The organism is Streptomyces sp. 1-11 (genome assembly GCF_007176755.1).
Classification (GTDB): Bacteria; Actinomycetota; Actinomycetes; order Streptomycetales; family Streptomycetaceae; genus Streptomyces.
Window position 1 is genome coordinate 168648 of the sequence record NZ_BJTV01000002.1, and the last position, 15055, is coordinate 183702.

General features: G+C 75.2%; 13 protein-coding genes and 1 pseudogene. 5 read left to right on the plus strand and 9 right to left on the minus strand.

The annotated features are described in order from the left end of the window. Positions 1-68: 68 nt before the first annotated feature. Both TNCT1_RS05040 and TNCT1_RS05045 read left to right on the plus strand, forming a co-directional pair. Entirely contained in the window at positions 69-1235 is a 1167-nt protein-coding gene (locus TNCT1_RS05040) for a serine hydrolase domain-containing protein (RefSeq protein WP_143628675.1), read from the plus strand. 129 nt (positions 1236-1364) lie between these two features. Next, positions 1365-2108, plus strand: coding sequence for a GntR family transcriptional regulator (locus tag TNCT1_RS05045; RefSeq protein WP_143628677.1), 744 nt, complete (start codon positions 1365-1367; stop codon positions 2106-2108). Here TNCT1_RS05045 and TNCT1_RS05050 read toward each other — a convergent pair. Together TNCT1_RS05050 and TNCT1_RS05055 are read right to left on the minus strand one after the other, a co-directional pair. Continuing rightward, on the minus strand, positions 2078-2824 hold the full coding sequence (locus TNCT1_RS05050) for a class I SAM-dependent methyltransferase (RefSeq protein WP_143628680.1): 747 nt from the start codon (positions 2822-2824) through the stop codon (positions 2078-2080). The genes TNCT1_RS05045 and TNCT1_RS05050 overlap by 31 nt on opposite strands. Before the next feature lie 60 nt (positions 2825-2884). Continuing rightward, on the minus strand, positions 2885-3454 hold the full coding sequence (locus tag TNCT1_RS05055; RefSeq protein ID WP_143628683.1) for a PadR family transcriptional regulator: 570 nt from the start codon (positions 3452-3454) through the stop codon (positions 2885-2887). Between the two features lie 72 nt (positions 3455-3526). On the opposite strand from TNCT1_RS05055, the gene TNCT1_RS05060 reads away from it, so the two are divergent. Next, positions 3527-3925 (plus strand): nuclear transport factor 2 family protein, encoded by a 399-nt coding sequence (locus TNCT1_RS05060; protein ID WP_143628686.1) that lies wholly within the window; start codon positions 3527-3529, stop codon positions 3923-3925. Between the two features lie 18 nt (positions 3926-3943). Here the strand turns inward: TNCT1_RS05060 and TNCT1_RS05065 are convergent, their stop codons facing one another. Next, positions 3944-5173, minus strand: a complete 1230-nt coding sequence (locus TNCT1_RS05065) for a cytochrome P450 (protein ID WP_174266181.1) — start codon at positions 5171-5173, stop codon at positions 3944-3946. 415 nt (positions 5174-5588) lie between these two features. On the opposite strand from TNCT1_RS05065, the gene rho reads away from it, so the two are divergent. Together rho and TNCT1_RS05075 are read left to right on the plus strand one after the other, a co-directional pair. Further along, positions 5589-6740, plus strand: coding sequence for a transcription termination factor Rho (gene rho / locus TNCT1_RS05070; protein WP_143628691.1), 1152 nt, complete (start codon positions 5589-5591; stop codon positions 6738-6740). A gap of 206 nt (positions 6741-6946) precedes the next feature. Continuing rightward, a pseudogene (locus TNCT1_RS05075) lies at positions 6947-7780 on the plus strand (D-alanyl-D-alanine carboxypeptidase family protein); the annotation flags it as partial. Between the two features lie 59 nt (positions 7781-7839). Here TNCT1_RS05075 and TNCT1_RS36785 read toward each other — a convergent pair. The 6 genes from TNCT1_RS36785 to TNCT1_RS05105 all read right to left on the minus strand — a co-directional run bounded on the left by TNCT1_RS36785 (position 7840) and on the right by TNCT1_RS05105 (position 15006). Further along, complete coding sequence (locus TNCT1_RS36785; RefSeq protein WP_143628693.1) at positions 7840-9231, minus strand: glycosyltransferase 87 family protein; 1392 nt, start codon at positions 9229-9231, stop codon at positions 7840-7842. Further along, a complete protein-coding gene (mptB, locus tag TNCT1_RS05085; protein ID WP_143628695.1) occupies positions 9228-10631 on the minus strand; it encodes a polyprenol phosphomannose-dependent alpha 1,6 mannosyltransferase MptB in 1404 nt (467 codons plus the stop codon). The genes TNCT1_RS36785 and mptB overlap by 4 nt, the downstream gene beginning before the upstream one ends. Before the next feature lie 115 nt (positions 10632-10746). Next, positions 10747-11685, minus strand: a complete 939-nt coding sequence (locus TNCT1_RS05090; protein WP_143628697.1) for a glutaminase — start codon at positions 11683-11685, stop codon at positions 10747-10749. A gap of 46 nt (positions 11686-11731) precedes the next feature. Then, positions 11732-13141, minus strand: a complete 1410-nt coding sequence (gene aspA / locus TNCT1_RS05095) for an aspartate ammonia-lyase (RefSeq protein WP_143628699.1) — start codon at positions 13139-13141, stop codon at positions 11732-11734. Between the two features lie 43 nt (positions 13142-13184). Then, positions 13185-14207: an asparaginase gene (locus TNCT1_RS05100; protein ID WP_174266153.1), complete on the minus strand. Its 1023-nt coding sequence runs from the start codon at positions 14205-14207 to the stop codon at positions 13185-13187. 73 nt (positions 14208-14280) lie between these two features. Continuing rightward, positions 14281-15006 (minus strand): FadR/GntR family transcriptional regulator, encoded by a 726-nt coding sequence (locus tag TNCT1_RS05105; protein ID WP_143628703.1) that lies wholly within the window; start codon positions 15004-15006, stop codon positions 14281-14283. Positions 15007-15055: the final 49 nt, after the last annotated feature.

A 15055-nucleotide genomic window follows, 5' to 3' on the forward strand; every position in this document is an offset into this window, starting at 1 on the left:
GTACGTTCGGGTGCGCCCCGGGCCGCGCTGCCGCCGCCCGGGTTCCCGGCGACGACGACGGAGGCTGGATGTCCGCGCACGAGGCACCGGTTCACGGCCACTGCGATCCGCGCTTCACCGCGGTGCGGGAGGCGTTCGAGGAGAACTTCCGGGAGCGGGACGAACTGGGCGCCGCCGTGACCGTGACCGTCGGCGGCGAGACGGTGGCCGATCTGTGGGGCGGCTGGGCGGACGCGGCCCGCACCCGGCCCTGGGACCGGGACACCCTGGTCAACGTGTGGTCCACCACCAAGGGGCCGGTGGCCCTGTGCGCGCATCTGCTCGCCGACCGGGGCCTGCTCGACCTGGACCGGCCGGTGGCCGCGTACTGGCCGGAGTTCGCGGCCGCGGGCAAGGCTGACGTCCGGGTACGGGACCTGCTCTCGCACCGCGCCGGGCTGTCCGGCCTGCGCGAGCCGCACTCCGTCGAGCAGCTCTACGACTGGGAGCTGACGACCGCGCGGCTGGCGGCCACCGAGCCCTGGTGGGAGCCGGGCACCCGGTCCGGATACCACGCGCTGACCTGGGGCTTCCTGATCGGCGAGGTGATGCGGCGGGTCTCGGGGCTGCTGCCCGGCGCACTCCTGGAGCGGGAGGTGACGGGGCCGCTCGGGCTGGACTTCACGATCGGCCTGCCGGAGAAGGAGGCCGGCCGGGCGGCCGAGCTGGTCCACGCGCGGTCCGGAGACGACGGTGAACGGGCCGCCGCCTTCGCCCGGTTGCCGCCGGCCGCGATCGCCGCACTGGCCAATCCGCCGGTGGGCGCGGCGCAGGCGAACACGGCCGCGTGGCGGGCGGCGGAGATCCCCGCGGCCAACGGGCACGGCACGGCCCGCGCGGTCGCCGCGCTGTACGGCGTCCTCGCCGGACGGGGCTCCCACGGCGGCCGGCGCGTCCTGTCGCAGCGGGCCGCCGAGCGGGTGCGCGAGGGGCAGGGCCGCTGCCGCGACCTGGTGCTGGGGGCGGGCCTGGGAGGCGAGACGGAGATCGGACTCGGGGTGTGGCTGAGCGGACCGCACGGCTCCTACGGACCGAACCCGCGCGCTTTCGGACACGACGGGTTCGGGGGTTCCTGCGGACTCGCGGACCCGGAGGCGGGGGTCTCGCTCGGCTACGTGATGAACCGGATGGGGCCGCACATCGCGGACGACCCGCGCAAGAGCGCCCTGGTGAAGGCGGTCTACAGCGCCCTGTGAGGACAGGCCGGGCGGGTGGGTTTCGGCCGAACCGGCAGACCGCTCTTCCCTCGTGGTTTAGACCAATGCTAGATGTGGTCGCGCAATGAGCCCATCCGGCTACGTCTTGTCACCAACAGGAGGCGCGGCATGGCCCGCACCACCCCGCTCGACCCCCCGCAGACCGACGACCTGCCGCTGTACCGGCGGGTCGCGGCGCTGCTGCTCGCCGAACTGCACGACGGCACCGTCCCGCCCGGCGACCGGCTGCCGAGCGAGCGGCGCCTCGCCCGGCACTTCGGCGTCAGCCGCGAGACCGTACGGCAGGCGCTCGAGGTGCTGCGCCGGGACGGCCAGGTCGCCACGGACCGGCGGGGCAGCCACGCCACGCTGCCCGGCCGCCCGGTCGAGGACCCGCTCTCGCTCACCTTCCCCGTCGGCGCCCGGCCGGCCGACCCGTGCGCGGTGGACCGGGCGACGGTGACCTGGGAGGCGCCGTCCCCGGAGCACGCGCGGGCGCTCGGACTGGCCCCGCACCGGCCGACGCTGGTGCACCGCTACCGGTCGGCCGCGCCCGACGGCCACTCGCTGCGCACGGCGGTGACAACGTTCTCCACGGTGGCGCTGAGCGAGGTCGCGGAGCTGGGCCGCTACCGCGACCGGGCGGACGGGGCCACCCCGGCGGAGCTGCGCCGGGCCTACGACTGGATGCGCAAGGCCGGGCTCACCCTGCACCACCGGGACTCCATCTCCCAGACCGGCGACGCCTCCTCGGTCCGGGTGACGCGCCGGGTGCACGACCAGTACGCGCGCCCGCTGGAGATCACCGACCTGGTGGTCGACTCCGGACGGGACGCGCTGGTCTACGAGTTCACGCTGCCGGCGGCCGGCTGAGCGCGGGCCACGACGAGTCGTGCCCTCGGGGCGCCGTCGCCGCGCCGGCCGAACTCCGCCAGCGGGTGCAGTCCTACCGCGAAGCCGGCGCGGGCCAGCCCGCCGAGGACGTCGCCGAGCCGGAAGGTCCGGTAGTACATGACGAACGGCGGCCGCCACAGGGCGTTGCGCACCCGCATCACCGAGTCGAAGCCGAACAGCGTCCAGAACGCGGGACTGCCGGGGCGGGGCGGCGCGAAGAGCGGGAAGGCGAAGCTGCCGCCCGGCCGCAGCACCGAGCGGACCCCGCTGAAGAGCCCCGGCAGTTCGCGGGGCAGGAAGTGGCCGAACGCGCCGAAGCTGACCACCAGGTCGAAGGCGGGCCCGAAGGGCAGCGCCCGGGCGTCGCCGCGCACCCAGGCGACGTCCGGGCCGCCGGACGGCCGCCGGCGGCGGGCGACGTCGAGCATGCCGGCGCTGAAGTCGACGCCGGTGACGCTCCGGGCGCACAGCCCCGCCAGCAGTTCCGTGCCCGCTCCGGTGCCGCAGCACAGGTCGAGGCCGTCCTCGAACGGCCCGAGCGGGCCCAGCGCCTCGGCGACGGACTCCAGCACGCGACGGGGCGTGCGGAAGGGGGTGCTGTCGAACTTCGGGGCCAGCAGGTCGTAGCCGTGCTCGACGGACGACATCGCCTGGACGGCGAGTTCGCGCAGGCTGGGGCCTTCGGGGCTGAACATCGCCTCAGCCTAGGGCGCAGCGAGGTGCGGTGCCAGGAGCCGCGGGCCCGGCGGGGATGGTCAGAGTGGCCCCAGGGGCACGCGCTGCTCGATGACGCGCAGAACGCGTTCGCACCAGCGCAGGTTCTCCTCCTCGAAGGCGATGCCGGCCATGAGCGTGAGGTACGGGCCGATCCGTTCGGCGGTGCGCAGGTACTCCTCCTCGGTCCGCCCGTCGAGGAGGCGGGCGCGCACCCGCTCGTAGCGGTCGAGCTTGCCGCGGGCCCAGCCCCTGCGCTCCGCCACGAGCGCGCGGGCCACCGAGGGGTCGCCGCCGTCCATGGCCTGGATCTTGATGAGGAGTTCGTCCCGGACGGCCGTGGGCCGCTTCGGCGGTTCGTCGGCGAACGCCCGCAGCCGGCTCCGGCCCGCGTCCGTGAGGCTGAACATCCGCTTGGTGGGCCGCCGCTCCTGCGGCACCGTCCGGGCCTCGACCAGCCCGTCCTGCGCGAGGCGCTCCAGCTCCCGGTAGAGCTGCTGGGGGGTGGCGGGCCAGAAGTTCGCGAGCGAGACGTCGAACACCTTCGACAGCTCGTAGCCCGAGGCCTCACCCTCCAGCAGGGCGGCCAGGACGGCGTACTTGAGCGACATGTGGACACGCTAGCAGCAGGTGATTACTCTCATCCGCACCTATTCAACTAGTTGACTATGCGGGGAGATCGGATGCGCGCGTTCCGCGAGGCGGTCGAGGCGGGCGACCTGGACGCCGTCGAGGCGCTGCTGGCCGACGACGTCGTCTTCACCAGTCCCGTCGTCTTCAAGCCGTACTCCGGCCGGGCGATCACCGCGGCGATCCTGCGCGGGGTCTCCCAGGTCTTCGAGGACTTCCGTTACGAGCGGGAACTGGCCGGTGCGGACGGCCGCGACCACGCACTGGTGTTCCGTGCGCGGGTGGGCGACCGGGAGCTGACCGGCTGCGACTTCATCCACCTCGACGACGAGGGGCTGATCGACGGGCTCACGGTGATGGTGCGTCCGCTCTCGGGCGCCCAGGCGCTCGCCGCGGCCATGGGCGCCCGGTTCGACTCGATCGAGCGGGAGGCCCGGACGCGCCCGGTCTGACCGCGGCGGCCCCGCGCCTCAGGGCGCCGGGCGCACCGGAAGGGCGCGCACGCTGTTGCCGACGAACCCGGCGTGCGGGCTCAGTTCCGCGTCGGGGACGGCGAGTTCGAGTCCGGGGAAGCGGGTGAACAGCCGCTCCAGCGCGACGGTCGCCTCCAGGCGGGCCAGCGGTGCGCCGAGGCAGTAGTGGGCGCCGTGCCCGAGGGACAGGTGGCGTGCGGAGCCGGGGCGGGCGGGCCGGGTGACGTCGAACCGGCCGGCGTCCGGGCCGTGCGCCGACTCGTCCCGGCCCGCGGCGGAGTAGCCGGCCAGGACCGGGGTGCCGGCGGGGATGAGCGTGCCGTCCAGGGTGAGGTCGCGCACCGGGTAGCGGAACGGGAAGTAGCTGACCGGCGCGTCCCAGCGCAGGGTCTCCTCGACGACGTCGGCCCAGCTCGCACCGCCCGCGCGCACCAGGTCGAGCTGGTCGCGGTGGCCGCACAGGGCCCGTACGGCGTTGGTGATCAGGTTGAGCGTGGTCTCGTGCCCGGCGATGATCATCAGGACGAGCGTGCCGATCAGCTCCTGCGGGCTGAGCCGGTCGCCGTCCTCGTCCCGGGCCGCGATGAGCGCACTGGTCAGGTCGTCCCCGGGGGCGGCGGCCTTCGCGGCGGCGATCTCTTCGAGCACGGCGAGGAGTTCGCGGTTGGCCGCGACGGCCTCGGCGGGCTCGGTGTCGGTGGCCACGATCCGGCTGCTGAGACGGTGCAGCCGGTCCCGGAACCCGGCCTCCACGCCGAGGAGTTCGCAGATGACGCCCATCGGCAGCGGCAGCGCGAAGTGGCGGCGCAGGTCCGCGACGCCTCCGCCCGCCGTGGCCGCCGCCGCCAGTGCGTCCAGCAGCGACTCGGTCAACTCCTCGACGCGCGGCCGGAGTTCCTCGGCACGCCGCGGCGTGAAGGCGCGGCTGACCAGGGAGCGCAGCCGCCGGTGGTCGGCCCCGTCGGCGGTGGTCATGCCCGCCACGGTCGCGAAGGTGAGCAGCGGCCACCCCTGGGCTATCCGTCCCTCGCGCAGCGCCGTGAAGTGACGCGCGTCCTTGGCCACGTCGGGATGTTGCAGGAACTCCCTGAGCGCCTCGTACCCGAGGACGACCGCGCCCGCGATGCCGCCGGGCAGTTCGACCGGGGTCACCGCGCCGCGGGCCAGCAGTCGCGCGTTGTCGGCGTGCGGGCAGCCGCCGGCGGGGTCCAGACGGTGGGGCGGCATGGCGGGCGTGGTCTCCACCGGCGGCTCCTGACGCTCGTACGACGAGGGTGACGCCGACGATCGTAGGCTCCCGGAGGGCGCTTGGCCTGGGGTTTCGCACCACCGGGAATGTCCGGCAGCGGCGACGTGTTGACGCGGTCACGGACAGGCCGCTCCACCGGGTGGTACTGTGCCGACAGCACCCGTGCACGTCCCTCTGCGGACGCCGGTGCCAGTTCTCCCCCATCGCGCCGATCCGGCCGCCGGTCTCTCCGGCTCCCGGCGCACCGGCTCCCCGGCGACACCTCGTGACCAGGCTTCTTCGCCGTACCCGAGGCGCCGTTCCCGCCGCCCGGAGACACCCGTGTGTCCGTCTCCCGCTCGCGGCCCGTTCCCCTCCTTACTCCTTCCTCCGTCCGTGAAAGGACCTCCCGGCATGACCACCACACTCGAACACCCCCCTGTCGCACAGCGGCCCCGGACCACCCGGCCCGTCACCGGTGTCCTGGACATCGACGCGCGCGGGAAGGGGCACCTGAGGGGCGCGCACCTGCTGCCCTCCCCCGCCGACCCGCAGGTCTCCCCCGCGCTGATCCGCCGTCACGGCCTGCGCCGCGGAGATCTCGTGCAGGGCGAGAGCACGGCGCAGCACGGCCTGACCGGCATCACGCTGGTCGACGGCCGCACCCCGGCCGAGCTCCGCTCCCGCCCGCACTTCCACGACCTCACACCGGTGCACCCCCATGAGCGGCTGCGCCTTGAACACCCGGGGTCCGGACTGGCCGGGCGGGTCACCGACCTGTTCGCGCCGGTCGGCAAGGGCCAGCGCGGGCTGATCGTGGCCCCGCCGAAGAGCGGCAAGACCGTGCTGCTGCGGCAGCTGGCCGCCGCCGTCGCCGGCAACCACCCCGGCAGCCGGCTGATGGTGCTGCTGCTGGACGAGCGCCCCGAGGAGGTCACCGAGATGCGCCGCTCGGTGCGCGGCGAGGTGTACGCCTCCACCTTCGACCGGGCGGCGAGGGAGCACATCGCCCTGGCGGAACTGGTCGTGGAACGGGCCAAGCGGCTGGTCGAGGCCGGTGAGGACGTCGTCGTCCTGCTGGACTCGCTGACCCGGCTGTGCCGGGCCCACAACAACGCCTCCGCCGCCGGCGGCCGCACCCTGAGCGGCGGTGTCGACGCGGGCGCGCTGCTCGGCCCCAAGCGGTTCTTCGGCGCCGCCCGGCAGGCCGAGGAGGGCGGCTCGCTCACCATCCTCGCCACCGTCCTGGTGGACACCGGCTCCCGCGCCGACGGCTACTTCTTCGAGGAGCTGAAGAGCACGGGCAACATGGAACTGCGGCTGGACCGCGAACTCGCCGCCCGCCGGCTCTTCCCGGCCGTGGACATCGACGCCACGGGCACCCGGCGCGAGGAACTCCTGCTCACCCCGGCGGAGTCGGCGGCCACCCGGGGCCTGCGCCGGGCTCTGCGCTCCCGCGACGGCGGACCGGCGGCCGTGGAGACGCTGCTGGAGCGGATGCGGGACACCCCGGACAACGTCACGTTCCTGCGCCGCGTCCAGCCGACGCTGCCGGCCGTCGGCTGAGCCGCTCGGGACCGCCGTGGAGGGCGACGGCCGGACCGCTACCGGCCCGCCCGCGCGTCCGGTGTCCGGACCGCCTCCCGGCCCGCCCGCGCGTCCGTGGCCGGACCACTTGCGGCCCGCCCGCCGGTGCGGCATCCGGGTTGCTCCCGTAGGCCGTCCGGCGCGGGCAGCCCGTCGAGGCCGCCCCGCCTTCCTATGTTGATCGTATGATCACCGGATTCTCTCGTCGGGTCGCCGTCACGGCCTGCTCCCTGTGTGCGGCGGGCGTCCTCGCCCTCGCACCGGCCGCCGCCTCCGCCGCACACCGTGCGGGGGATCCCGCACCGCCCGGTCCACGCACCACGGTGCCGCCGCCGTCCCTGCTCAACCACTCCGGCACACAGGTCAGACCCCAGCGGGGCGCCCCCGAGGTACCGGCCGTCTCCGCGCTGTCCTGGCTGGTCGCCGACGCCGACAGCGGCAAGGTGCTGGCCGCGAACGAAGCGCACCGCCGGCTGCCGCCCGCGAGCACCATGAAGACCCTGTTCGCCCTCACCCTGCTGCCCGGCCTGCCCGCCGGCATGCGGCACACCGTCGACTACCGGGAACTGCAGGACATCGGCGAGGGCAGCAGCCTGGTCGGCGTCGAGGAGGGGCACAGCTACCAGGTGGCCGACCTGTGGCGCGGGGTCTTCCTCAGCTCGGGCAACGACGCCGTGCACGTGCTGGCCTCGCTGGGCGGCGGCTGGCAGGCCACGGCCAGGAAGATGCAGGCCAAGGCGCGGTCCCTGGGCGCCCTGGACACCAATGTCGTCTCCCCCGACGGCTACGACGCCGACGGCCAGGTGTCCTCGGCCTACGACCTGGCCGTCTTCGGACGGGCGGGGCTGCGCAACCCCGACTTCGCCCGGTACTGCTCCACCGCCCGGTCCGAGTTCCCGGGCGACGCGGACCCGTACCAGATCGAGAACACCAACCGGCTGCTGACCGGCGCGGACGGGGTGACGCCGTACCCGGGGCTGATCGGGATCAAGAACGGCTACACCAGCAACGCGGGCAACACCCTCGTCGCCGCGGCCCGCCGGGACGGCCGCACCCTCGTGGTGACCGTGATGAACCCTCAGGAAGGCGGCGGCTTGGCCGTGTACGAGGAGGCCCGGCGACTGCTCGACTGGGGCTTCGCCGCGGCCGGATGGGTGGACCCGGTGGGATCGCTGGACGCGCTGCGCCCCCCGGCCGCCCCCGCCGCGGCCGCCGCCCCCGCCGCGGCGCCCGCCGCCCCCGCGCCGGACGACGGCTCGGACTGGGCGCCCGCCGCGGCCGTCGTGGGCTTCTCCGGGCTCGGCGCGGCGGCGCTGACGCTGGTGCTGCGGGCCAGGATCGGCCGGGGCGCCCGCGGCTGACCGGCCGACAGGCCCAGCAGCAGACCGAGCGTGACCCAGGTGTAGGCGCTGCCGCCCAGAAAGCCGCCCACGCCGGAGGCGTCCCGTACCCAGAGCCAGACCACGCTGGTGCACAGCACCGCGTACAGGGCGCCCGCGAGCCGCGGGTGCCCGGCGCGCGCCAGCACCACCAGGGACGGCAGCAGCCACACCAGGTGGTGCACCCAGGTGACGGGGCTGACCAGGCAGGCCGCCGCGCCGGTGAGCGCGAAGGCCGCGGGCCAGTCGGCCGCCGCCACCGCCCGGCGGGCGCGCCACGCCCACCCGCACAGCACCAGCAGCACCGCACCGGCCCACAGGGCGCGGTCCGGCTCGCCGAGGCGGGCCAGGACGCCCTGCAGCGACTGGTTCGACACGTAGTCGAGGCGGCCGACGCGGCTCGTGTCCCACAGCGCCCCGGTCCAGTAGAAGCGGGACGCGCCCGGGTCCGCCCAGGCGGCCAGCCCGGTCGCCGCGAGGGCCACACAGCCGGCCACGGCGGCCGCCCGCCACCGCCGGGCGAGCAGCAGCAGGGCGATGAACAGGGCGGGGGTGAGCTTCACCGCCGCGGCCAGCCCGATCCCGGCGCCCGCCCACCGGCCGCGGCCGGTCCCGAGCAGCCAGGCGTCGCCGAGCACCAGGGCCAGCAGCACCAGGTTCACCTGCCCGAAGCTGACGGTGTCCCGCAGCGGCTCGAACAGCGCGAGCGCGCACAGCGCCAGCGACCAGCGGAACCAGCCGTGCCGGCGCCACCCGGGCCCGGCCAGGACGCGCAGGACGACCGCCAGCGCGGCCAGGTTCAGCAGCAGCGAGGCGGCGATCGCGGTGGGCCGGCCCATCGCGGCGAGCGGCAGCATGGCCAGCGCGGCGAACGGCGGATAGGTGAAGCCGTACGACGTACCCGGCACCCGGTAGTCGTAGATCCGGCCGCCGTGCCCGGCCCACGTGTGCACGGTTCCGTAGTAGACGCGCAGATCGAAGAAGTCCCGCAGCAGGGGCACGGTGGCGGTGAAGACGGTCACCGCGGCGGCCAGGGCCACCACCAGCAGCAGGCGTCCGCGGTCGGTGCGCGGCAGCGAGGGGGCCCTCATGCCGTGCCTCGCGACGCCGGTGCCCCGGCCGCCAGGCGGGCCTGTCCCAGCAGGACCAGCCCCAGGGCCGCGCCGCACACGGCGAGGGCGAGCTGGCCGGGGCCGGGCGGGCCGCCGCTCGGCAGCACCGCGAGGGCCAGGGCGGCGGTCGGGGCGGCCAACCGGTGCCGTACCGGCGTGCTGGGCGCGGCGGCCGCGACGAGGAACAGACCCCACAGGACGTACCAAGGCCGGATCGCCGGTCCGAGCACGGCGACCGTCAGCAGGCTCAGTCCGAGCGCGTAGACCGGCAGCGGGCGCAGCCGGAGCCAGATCAGCGTCACGGCGACGGCGGTGGCCACCAGGCCCAGCAGGTGCCAGGCGGGCACGGCGAGCGGGGCGAGGCCGCTGCCGAGGTGTTGGAGCAGGGCGCCGGTGGCCCGGCCGAGCAGGCTGGTCAGGGCCCAGTTGTGCGCGGAGACAGGGGTGTCGAGCGCGCCGATCCAGCCGTAGCCGGTGCCGGCCAGGGCGGTGGCCAGGACCGTCGTCGCCGCGGCGCCGGCCGCCGTCGTGACCGTGGCGCGCAGCGGGCCGCGGCCGGAGTGGACCTGGAGGAGCAGCGCCGCCGGCAGGCCCAGCGCGGCGGGCGCCTTGACCAGGGCGGCGAGGGTGATGAGCACCGTGCCGAGCAGGGGCCACCGGCCGAGGGCCGCGACCAGGCCGAGCCCGAGCAGGCCGAGCATCAGCGCGTCGTTGTGGGCGCCCGCGACCAGGTGCAGCAGGACCAGCGGGTTGAGGGCGCCGAGCCACAGCGCCGCGGCCGGGTCGGCGCCGCTGTGCCGGGCGAGGCGGGGCAGCGCGGCCGCCATCAGGGCCACGCCGAGCACGGCGACCAGGCGCATGCCGGCCAGGCCCGCGGGCAGCTCGCCGCGGGTGAGGGCGGACAGCGCCGAGGCCAGGCCCAGGAACGCCGGGCCGTAGGGGGCGGCCGTGTGCCGCCACACCGGGGCCACCTCGTCGGCGAGCGGGCCGCCGAGCCGGGCGGGCCCGTGGGCGTAGACGTCCATGTGGGCGTCGACCATGGCTCCCTGCGCGAGATAGCTGTAGACGTCCCGGCTGAAGAGCGGGGGTGCGAGCAGCAGCGGGGCCGCCCAGACGGCGAGCACCGTCAGCAGGGCGCGCACGCCGGGTGGTCGCGGGCCGCGCACCAGCCGGCCGAGGAGCGCCCAGGCCGCGGTGAGCAGCACGACGCCGCAGTAGACCCCGACCAGGCCGAGCGCGGCCCGTGCGGAGGCCGGGGCGAGCAGGTCGCGCACGGGCAAGGCGCCCGCCGTCTTCCCGCCCAGCGCGAGGACGGCGGTGCCGGCCAGCCCGAGCAGCCGGCAGCGGCGCAGGTCGAAGGGAGCGGTGAGGGCCGGCACGCCGTCAGCCTGGCAATGCCGGGTGGCCGGTGGGCGACGCTCCCGGCACCGGCGGGCGGCCCGCACGTGACCGGCGTGTGCGGAGCGGGCGCCGCCCGGGTCAGAACGGCCCGGGTCAGAACACCGACAGGCCGGTGAGGGTGGTGAACCGGTCCAGGGCCGCCACGCCCGCCACCGAGTTGCCCCGCTCGTCGAGGCCCGGGCTCCACACGCACAGCGTGCAGCGGCCCGGGACCACCGCGATGATCCCGCCGCCGACGCCGCTCTTGCCGGGCAGCCCGACCCGGTAGGCGAAGTCGCCGGCCGCGTCGTACGTGCCGCAGGTCAGCATCACCGCGTTGACCTGCTTGGCCTGGCTGCGGGTGAGCAGCCGGGTGCCGTCGGCGCGGATGCCGTGGCGGGCCAGGAAGCCGGTGGCGAGGGCGAGGTCGGCGCAGGAGGCGGCGACGGAGCACTGCCGGAAGTACTGGTCGAGCAGCACCGGCACGTCGTTGTCGATGTTGTGGTACGACGCCATGAAGTGGGCGAGGGCCGCGTTGCGGTCGCCGTGCGCGGTCTCGGAGGCGGCGACCTCCAGGTCGAAGTCCAGCTGGGGGTTGCCGCTCTCGGCGCGCAGGAAGGCGAGGAGCTCGCCGGCGGCGTCCCCGGTGCGGGTCTGCAGGCGGTCGGTGACGACCAGCGCGCCCGCGTTGATGAACGGGTTGCGCGGGATGCCGTTCTCGTACTCCAGTTGCACCAGGGAGTTGAACGGGTTTCCGGACGGCTCGCGGCCCACGTGCTCCCAGAGTTCGTCGCCCTCGCGGGCCAGGTCGAGGGCGAGGGTGAACACCTTGGTGATGGACTGCGTGGAGAACGGCTGCCGCCACTCCCCCACCCCGTACACCGTGCCGTCCAGCTCGGCGACCGCCATGCCGAAGCTGCGCGGATCACGGGCCGCGAGGGCCGGGATGTAGTCGGCGGGGCGCCCGCGGCCGGGGGTGCGGCCCAGTTCCTGGGCGATGCGCTCCAGGACCGGCAGGAAGGCGGGGGGCGACGTCGTTGCCATGACCGCCATTGTGCCGTCGGGCCGCTCCCGGCACCCCGTCGCGTGCCCGCGCGGGTCAGGCGGCGGGCGACCCGCTGCCCGCGACGATCTCGGGGCGCAGCAGGCCGGCCAGCCGGTCGGCGGGCAGCAGGCCCTTCTCCAGGACGAGTTCGGCAACGCCCCGGCCGGTGGCGAGGGCCTCCTTGGCGATGTCGGTGGCGGCCGTGTAGCCGATGTAGGGGTTGAGCGCGGTGACCAGGCCGATGGAGTTCTCCACGGCGGCGCGCAGCCGCTCGGTGTTGGCGGTGATGCCGGTGACGCACCGCTCGGCCAGTGTCAGACAGGCGCTGCGCAGGTGGGTGATGCTCTCCGACAGGGAGTGCAGGATGAGCGGCTCGAAGGCGTTGAGCTGGAGCTGTCCCGCCTCGGCGGCCATGGTGATGGCGACGTCGTTGCCGATGACCTCGAAGGCGACCTGGTTGACGACCTCGGGGATCACCGGGTTGACCTTGCCCGGCATGATCGACGAACCGGCCTGCACCGGCGGCAGGTTGATCTCGGCGAGGCCCGCGCGCGGGCCCGAGGAGAGCAGGCGCAGGTCGTTGCAGCTCTTGGAGAGCTTGACGGCGATCCGCTTCAGCACGCCGGACATCTGCACGAAGGCGCCGCAGTCCTGGGTGGCCTCGACCAGGTTGGCCGCGGTGACCAGGGGCAGCCCGGTGATGGCGGCGAGGTGCCGGCGGGCCGCCTCGGCGTAGCCGGCCGGGGCGTTGAGGCCGGTGCCGATGGCGGTGGCGCCGAGGTTGATCTCGTGGATCAGTTCCACCGCCTCGGCGAGCCGGCCGCGGTCCTCGTCGAGCATGACGGCGAACGCCGAGAACTCCTGGCCGAGGGTCATCGGCACGGCGTCCTGGAGCTGGGTGCGGCCCATCTTGAGCACGTCGCGGAACTCGACGGCCTTGTTCGCGAAGGCGTCCTGCAGGACGGCCATGGCCTTGAGCAGGCCGCGCACCGCGAACACCGTCGCGATCTTGACGGCGGTCGGGTAGACGTCGTTGGTGGACTGGCCGAGGTTGACGTCCTCGTTGGGGTGCAGGTGCGCGTACTCGCCCTTGCCGTGGCCGAGCAGTTCCAGCGCGCGGTTGGCCACGACCTCGTTGGCGTTCATGTTGGTGGACGTGCCGGCGCCGCCCTGGATGACGTCCACGACGAACTGGTCGTGCAGCTCGCCGGCGCGTATCTCCCGGCAGGCGGTGATGATCGCGGCCGCCTTCCGGGGCTCCAGCAGGCCGAGTTCCTCGTTGGCGAGGGCGGCGGCCTCCTTCACGGCGGCCAGGGCGTCGATCAGGTGCGGGTAGGCGGAGATCGGGGTGCCGGTGATGGGGAAGTTCTCCGTCGCGCGCAGGGTGTGGATGCCCCAGTAGGCGTCGGCGGGCACGTCGCGGTCGCCGAGCAGGTCGTGCTCGCTTCGGGTGGCGGCGGTCATGGGGGGTGCGGCCCTCTTTCCGAGGTGCGGGGGCGGGAGGGGGTCAGGCGCAGGTCGGGAGCGGCGCCGGGTCGAGTGCCGGCACCGGACGCACCCGGCCGACCGGCTGCCCTCCGCCGAGCAGGGGCTCGCCCGCGAACGCGGCGAGCGGGGCCGGGTCGACGCCGGCCAGGGCCAGGGCGGCGGCGGCCACGGGTATCCGCGCCCGGTTCGCGCCGTCGGCGATCTTGACGGCGACGGCGCGGCCGTCCGGGAGCGCGGCGACCTGGACGCCCTCGAAGCCGTCCTTGGCGAGCAGGCCGGGCACGGCGCGCATCAGCTCGGCCACGTCCCGGCCGGCGCCGGAGGCCATCTCGGCGTGCTCGCGCATCGCGTCGGCCACCCGGCCCTCCGGGGTGCCGGGCGCCGCGGTGGTCAGGCGGGCGGCGGCGCGGGCGAGGCCGTGCAGCGAGACCGAGAACAGCGGCGCGCCGCAGCCGTCCACGGTGACCCGGGCGATCCGCTGGCCGGTGAGCTCCTCGATCGTGGCGGCGACGGCCCGCTGCAGCGGGTGGGCCGGGTCCAGGTAGTCCGGCAGGGACCAGCCGTTGGCCTTGGCGGTCCACAGCATCGCCGCGTGCTTGCCGGAGCAGTTCTGGGCGAGCCGGGCGGGTCCCCGGCCCTCCCGGACCCAGGCGTCCCGGACCTGCGGGCCGTAGGGCATGTCGGGCACGTTGCGCAGGTCGTCCTCGCCGAGCCCGGCGAGTTCGAGGATCCGCCGGGCGCCGGCGAGGTGGCGCTCCTCGCCGGAGTGGCTCGCGGCGGCCAGGGAGAGCAGAGCGCCGTCCAGCGGGAGCCCGGCGCGCAGCATGGCCACGGCCTGGAGCGGCTTGAGGGCCGAACGGGGGTAGAACGCGGCCTCGACGTCGCCGAGCTGGAGCTGGACGCGGCCGTCGGCGCCGAGGACGACGACCGAGCCGTAGTGGACGCCCTCGACCACGCCGCCGCGCACGAGGTGGGCGACGGGGGCGTGCCGGGGTTCACGGACGACGGGTGCGGGCGCGGGCGCGGGAGAGCTGCTGTACATCACTGCCTGGTTCGGTGGTCGGTTCGGGCGGGGAGGACGGAGCCGGGGCGGGAACCGGCGGGCGGGAGACGGGTCACGCGCCGGCGCCGGCCGACGGGCCGGGGCGTCCGGCGCGCACGATGTCGGTGAGGGTCGTCTCGACGCGGTCGAGGTGGTGGCTCATGGCCTGGATGGCGTCGTGTTCGCTGCCGTCCACCAGTGCCTCGACGATCGCCCGGTGCTCGCGGTTGGACTGTTCCCGGCGCCCGCCCAGCTCGTTGAGGAAGGCGGACTGGCGTGCCAGCGCGTCGCGGATCTCCTCGATGACCCGGCGGAACACCGGGTTCTGGGCGGCCTCGGCGACGGCGAGGTGGAAGAGGCTGTCCATGGCGACCCACGCGGTGGTGTCGGTCTCCCGCTCCATGCGGTCGAGGAGCCGGTGCAGGTGGTCCAGGTTCTCCGGGGTGCGGCGGACGGCCGCGTACCCGGCGACCGGGATCTCGACGTGGCGGCGGACCTCGAGCAGGTCACCGGCCGTGTAGTCGCCGAAGGTGGGTTCGTCGACGGCGTCGGCGACGACGAAGGTCCCCTTGCCGGTGCGGGAGACCGTCAGGCCCATCGTCTGCAGGGCGCGCAGTGCCTCGCGGAGCACGGGCCGGGAGACCTCGAGGGTGCGGCACAGCTCGGCCTCGGAGGGCAGCTTGTCGCCGACGGCGTACTCGCCGTTCTCGATGGCGCCGCGCAGGTGGCCGAGGACCGCCTCCATGGCGCTGACGCGCCGCGGACCGGGACCACCTGTCTGGCTGTCTGACAGGTTCACGGAGCGATCCTGCGCCTCGCGGGAGCGCGCTGTCAAGGCGGACCGGCCC

Coding starts and splice junctions, on each gene's coding strand:
- TNCT1_RS05040 (WP_143628675.1), top strand. CDS start 69: ATGTCCGCGCACGAGGCACCGGTTCACGGCCACTGCGATCCGCGCTTC.
- TNCT1_RS05045 (WP_143628677.1), top strand. CDS start 1,365: ATGGCCCGCACCACCCCGCTCGACCCCCCGCAGACCGACGACCTGCCG.
- TNCT1_RS05050 (WP_143628680.1), bottom strand. CDS start 2,824: ATGTTCAGCCCCGAAGGCCCCAGCCTGCGCGAACTCGCCGTCCAGGCG.
- TNCT1_RS05055 (WP_143628683.1), bottom strand. CDS start 3,454: ATGTCGCTCAAGTACGCCGTCCTGGCCGCCCTGCTGGAGGGTGAGGCC.
- TNCT1_RS05060 (WP_143628686.1), top strand. CDS start 3,527: ATGCGCGCGTTCCGCGAGGCGGTCGAGGCGGGCGACCTGGACGCCGTC.
- TNCT1_RS05065 (WP_174266181.1), bottom strand. CDS start 5,173: ATGCCGCCCCACCGTCTGGACCCCGCCGGCGGCTGCCCGCACGCCGAC.
- rho (WP_143628691.1), top strand. CDS start 5,589: ATGACCACCACACTCGAACACCCCCCTGTCGCACAGCGGCCCCGGACC.
- TNCT1_RS36785 (WP_143628693.1), bottom strand. CDS start 9,231: ATGAGGGCCCCCTCGCTGCCGCGCACCGACCGCGGACGCCTGCTGCTG.
- TNCT1_RS05090 (WP_143628697.1), bottom strand. CDS start 11,685: ATGGCGGTCATGGCAACGACGTCGCCCCCCGCCTTCCTGCCGGTCCTG.
- aspA (WP_143628699.1), bottom strand. CDS start 13,141: ATGACCGCCGCCACCCGAAGCGAGCACGACCTGCTCGGCGACCGCGAC.
- TNCT1_RS05100 (WP_174266153.1), bottom strand. CDS start 14,207: ATGTACAGCAGCTCTCCCGCGCCCGCGCCCGCACCCGTCGTCCGTGAA.